Source organism: Candidatus Baltobacteraceae bacterium (genome assembly GCA_036559195.1).
Lineage (GTDB): Bacteria > Vulcanimicrobiota > Vulcanimicrobiia > Vulcanimicrobiales > Vulcanimicrobiaceae > JALYTZ01.
On record DATBTN010000074.1, the window covers coordinates 1 to 4,659 of the forward strand.

The 4,659-nt window shown below is 60.7% G+C and carries 4 protein-coding genes and 1 rRNA gene; 1 reads left to right on the forward strand and 4 read right to left on the reverse strand.

Translation table 11 applies throughout. The features are described 5' to 3' along the window. A 16S ribosomal RNA gene (locus VIG32_12095) occupies positions 1-422 on the reverse strand; the annotation flags it as partial. A 514-nt stretch (positions 423-936) separates the two neighbouring features. Then, a complete protein-coding gene (locus VIG32_12100) occupies positions 937-1,479 on the reverse strand; it encodes a CGNR zinc finger domain-containing protein (protein HEY8298749.1) in 543 nt (180 codons plus the stop codon). A gap of 104 nt (positions 1,480-1,583) precedes the next feature. Between VIG32_12100 and VIG32_12105 the strand changes: the two genes are divergently transcribed. Continuing rightward, complete coding sequence (locus tag VIG32_12105) at positions 1,584-1,718, forward strand: hypothetical protein (GenBank protein ID HEY8298750.1); 135 nt, start codon at positions 1,584-1,586, stop codon at positions 1,716-1,718. A 3-nt stretch (positions 1,719-1,721) separates the two neighbouring features. On the opposite strand, the gene VIG32_12110 is transcribed toward VIG32_12105, so the two are convergent. After that, positions 1,722-2,900 (reverse strand): class I SAM-dependent rRNA methyltransferase, encoded by a 1,179-nt coding sequence (locus tag VIG32_12110; GenBank protein ID HEY8298751.1) that lies wholly within the window; start codon positions 2,898-2,900, stop codon positions 1,722-1,724. A gap of 88 nt (positions 2,901-2,988) precedes the next feature. Then, positions 2,989-4,554: an L-glutamate gamma-semialdehyde dehydrogenase gene (pruA, locus tag VIG32_12115; protein HEY8298752.1), complete on the reverse strand. Its 1,566-nt coding sequence runs from the start codon at positions 4,552-4,554 to the stop codon at positions 2,989-2,991. Positions 4,555-4,659 lie beyond the last annotated feature (105 nt).

Genomic DNA, 4,659 nt, shown 5'->3' on the forward strand with positions numbered 1-4,659 from the left:
TGGTTTACGACCCGAAGGCCTTCTTCCCACACGCGGCGTCGCTCCGTCAGGCTTTCGCCCATTGCGGAAAATTCCTCACTGCTGCCTCCCGTAGGAGTCTGGGCCGTGTCTCAGTCCCAGTGTGGCTGGTCGCTCTCTCAAACCAGCTACCCATCGAAGCCTTGGTGGGCCATTACCTCACCAACTAGCTAATGGGACGCGGTCCCGTCCTTGCGCGGATTGCTCCTTTGATCGTCATGTGATGCCACTCGACGATATCATGCGGTATTAGCTAACCTTTCGGCTAGTTATCCCCCACGCTAGGGAAGGTTGACCACGTGTTACTCACCCGTCTGCCACTAGGTATTGCTACCTCGTTCGACTTGCATGTGTTAGGCACGCCGCCAGCGTTAGTCCTGAGCCAGGATCAAACTCTCCAAAAAATATTTTGGAGCCTTGTTTAATGGCCCTTATCTATCGCTGACTATATATAGAATCGATTGCGAAATCGATCCGCCCCCTTACTCCGGTGTCGATCGGTATTTTCATACCGAGCTTGTCGAAGCACGAGGACTAGTCATAAATTGTACGGTCAGTCTCTTTGGCAGAAACCGGTGGAGCCGGAAGTTTGCCCGAGTGCTGACTTATTTCTCAAAAACCACAAAAGAAAAAACGCCTTTCGGCGCTTCGTCCAATGAGGTCCAGAGACCCACAGACTTATGCGCTACTGCACTGTTCAGTTTTCAAGGAACGAACGCCGACGTCCAACCTCTTAAGGTCGAATCTTGCTGACCGAACCGTTTCGGTAGACATCAGAGTCACGACGAACAGCTTATCTCATCCGGGCGGTCGAGTCAAGGGCGATTTTTGGTTTTCTCTGCGGCGCTCGTTTTAGCGCCGATCCCCTGGCTTTTTGCCCGCAGCATCGCTGCACGTGGAGTATCGTACCATGGTCGTCTACGAGATTTGTCGGTCCCGTAAACGGCGGCGCTGCGCTTTCGCGCGATTGCCGCAGACCGCCATGCTGCACCAGGTGCCCGACCCGTTTTTCGATCGGTCGTAGAATGCCCACCGGCACGAGTCTTTGGCGCACGCCTTCAGGCGAGCCCACGTTCCGTCGGCGACGGCGTCGTAGACGATCGCGAGGAAAGCGCCCACCGTGCCGTCGGCCCCGGCGCCGGCCGGAGCCAGCCGCGGTTTCGCCCCGCCATCGATGGTTAGGCGCATCGGCGCGTGGGCGGCCTCCGGAGCGAGGGCGCTCCAGGCGGTATCGGCGCTGCCGTCGCCGTTGTTGGCGAGCAATACGCCCCGTAATCGTTCCCGAAAGGCCCGGACGCGGGCGAGCTCCGTGGCTTCCGGCCGGGGGATGCCGTGCCGGCTAAACCAGGCGCCGGCGTCCTCGGGCCGTTCGAGCAGATCCTCGCCGGTCTCCAGCTCGACGGTATTGACGAATTCCCGGAGGACTTCGAGCCGGTCGGGCGCGGACGTGCGATCTGCCATACGCGTACTATAGCACCGTCAAAGTATATTGACAAGTTACTATATCCGGCGTAGCATGATGACAGGTTAGTACACCAGCAATCCGCCTACAGAGGGTACATCACGTGAGCGAATCCCGTCCCACCATTCCAATCATCTTCGACTACTGCGAGCTGCGGCTCCGGCTTCCGGCCAAACGGGCGGACGATCCCTTCCTGCGCATCGCCGGCATCTCGTTGCCGATTTCCCGAGTCATGTGAGCTTCACGACACACGAGCGAAGAACGCTTTGAGATACTCCGTTTCGGGCATCGCCGGATGGATCGGGTGATCCGGCGCGTGTCCGTGACGCTCGAGGATCGCAGCCCGGCGGTTCTCGGCGCGCGTCGCGTGCAGAATCACGCGCTGCAGGCTCGCGGGAGCGAGGTGATGCGAGCACGAGCAAGAGATCAAGACGCCGTCCTTTGCGAGCACGCGCAGCGCCGCGCGATTCAAGCGCTCGTAGTGCGATTCTCCCGCCGCGATATCGCGTTTGCGCTTGATTAGGGCGGGCGGATCCACGATCACCACATCGAAGCGTTCGCCCGCGCTCGCCAGCCCGTCGAGAATAGCGAGCGCGTCGCCCTCTTCGGTCGCCAACTCCACACCGTTCGCGCGCGCGTTCTCCCGCGCTAGCTCCAGAGCGAATCCGGAGCTGTCGATACACGTCGCGCTAGCGGCACCGAACTGCATCGCACGCACGCCCCAGCTGCCGACGTACGAATATACGTCGAGCACGCGTTTACCTCGAACGTAGCGAACCAGGCGCGACCGATTGTCTCGCTGATCGTAAAAGTATCCGGTCTTCTGCCCTCCCCGCAGCGGCGCGCGCATGCGCGCGTCCCCTTCGACGACTTCGGCGACGTCGGGAACCTCCCCGACGGTCTCGTCGAGACCGTCGATCCCTTCGAGCGCGCGCACGGAACCCGCCGTTCGCAGCGCGATGCCGGCGGGCTCGAACACGCGCGCGAGCCCCTCCAGAATCGGCTCGCGCAACGCGATCGCGCCCGCGGTGTTAAGCTGCGCGACGAGCGTTTGCCCGTAACGATCTACCACGATTCCGGAAAGGCCGTCGGATTCGCCGTAGATCGCGCGATAGTGCGGCGTCGGGTAGATCGAGTCGCGCGAGCGCAGCGCGCGCCGCATTCGCGACTCGAACCAGTTTGCGTCGATGTCGGCGCGCATGTCGCTCGTCAGCACGCGCGCGCAGATGAGCGCGCCCGGATTGACGTATGCGATGCCGACGCCTTTGCCGCGCGCGTCGACGATGGCCGCTAGTTGGCCGGGAACGCATGCGGCGAGCGGCGTCTTTTTCGTATCGATTTCGTTGCTGAATACCCACGCATGTCCGAGACGAATGCGCCGGTCCGCGTTCGGGAGTAATCGCAGAGTCGTGTCGATCACGTTCGTTTTTCCTAATTCGCTACGGCGATGAAAACGAATGCGCCCGAAGCGATCGCTTCGGACGCATTGCGGGGAGTCTGGGCGCTCTCTAGCGTTTTTTCGAGATCGATTTCGCCTGCGTGAAGAGCAGCAAGTAATCCTGGCCGCCCGCTTTGCTATCGGTTCCCGACATGTTGAATCCGCCGAAGGGATTGCCGCCGACGAGCGCGCCAGTACACTTGCGATTGAGATACAGATTGCCGACGAAAAATTCGTCCTTCGCACGTTCGAGTTTCGCCGCATCTTTCGAAAACACGGCGCCCGTTAATCCGAACTCGGTGTTGTTCGCGATCTCGAGCGCGTTATCGAAATTCGCCGCCTTGATAACTGCCAAAACGGGTCCGAATATCTCCTCCTGCGCGATCACCGCATCCGGTGCGATGTCGGCAATAACGGTCGGTTCGAGGAAGTACCCGTCGCTGCCGATGCGATTTCCTCCACAGATCAGACGGCCTTCTTTTTTGCCGATTTCGATGTAGCGCAAGATGTCGTTCATGGCGCCTTCGTTGACGACCGGCCCCATGTACATTTCGCGATCGGTCGTATCGCCGACCGTCATCTTCGCCACGCGCGTTCGCAGTTTTTCGACGAACTCGTCGTAAATCGACGCATCGACGATCGCACGCGAGGCGGCGGAACACTTCTGTCCTTGAAAGCCGAACGCGGATACGGCTACGCCCTCGACCGCCGCGTCGACGTCGGCATCGGCCGCCACGATGATGGAATCCTTACCACCCATCTCCGCGATGACGCGCTTGATCCATTTCTGCCCGGGCACGGTCTTGGCCGCGAGCTCGTTTACGTGCAAACCAACTTGCTTGCTGCCGGTAAACGAAACGAAACGCGTGAGGGGATGCGCGACGATCGCATCGCCGATCGCGCCGCCGCTGCCGGGCACGAAGTTCGCAACGCCGTTGGGTATTCCAACTTCGTGCAGAAGATCGACGAACCACGCCGCGATAATGGCCGAATCGCTCGACGGTTTGAGCACGACGGTGTTGCCCGAAACGATTGCGGCCGACGTCATACCGGCCATAATCGCGAACGCAAAATTCCAAGGCGGAATCACGACGCCGACGCCGAGCGGAATATACCGCAACTCGTTGTCTTCGCCGGGGATCGGCGTGAGGGGTTGTGGCTGCGCGAGCCGCAGCGCTTCGCGCGCGTAAAATTCGAGAAAGTCGATCGCTTCTGCCGTGTCGGCGTCGGCTTCGATCCAGTTCTTGCCGACTTCGAGCACGAGCAGCGCGTTATAATGGAATCGGCGCGCGCGCACGAGTTCCGCCGCCTTGAAGAGATAGCTCGCACGCTCTTGCGCCGGCGTATTCTTCCAACTCCCGAAGCGCTCGTGTGCGATCTCGATCGCGCGCGTGGCCTGCTCGCGCGACGCCGACGAAACGATACCGACGACTTCGCCGGGCTTGGCCGGATTGATCGACCGGATCTTCTTCTCCGTCTCGATCCGCTCGCCGTCGATCACGAGGGGGTAGCTCTTGCCAAGCTGCGCCTTTACGGCGGCGAGCGCGGCCTGCATGGCGGCGACATCGGCGGGATCGGAATAGGTCTTGATCGGGTCGTTCGTAAACGGGGCGATACGCTCCAGGGTGGTGCTCACGCGTGGTCCTCTCCGGTGTATTTGTTGGTATCTTATGGAAGACGGGAAGCCGTCGGCTCTCCCGATATACAGACTTCGCGACGCCCCCCAGTGGTTTCATTTTGA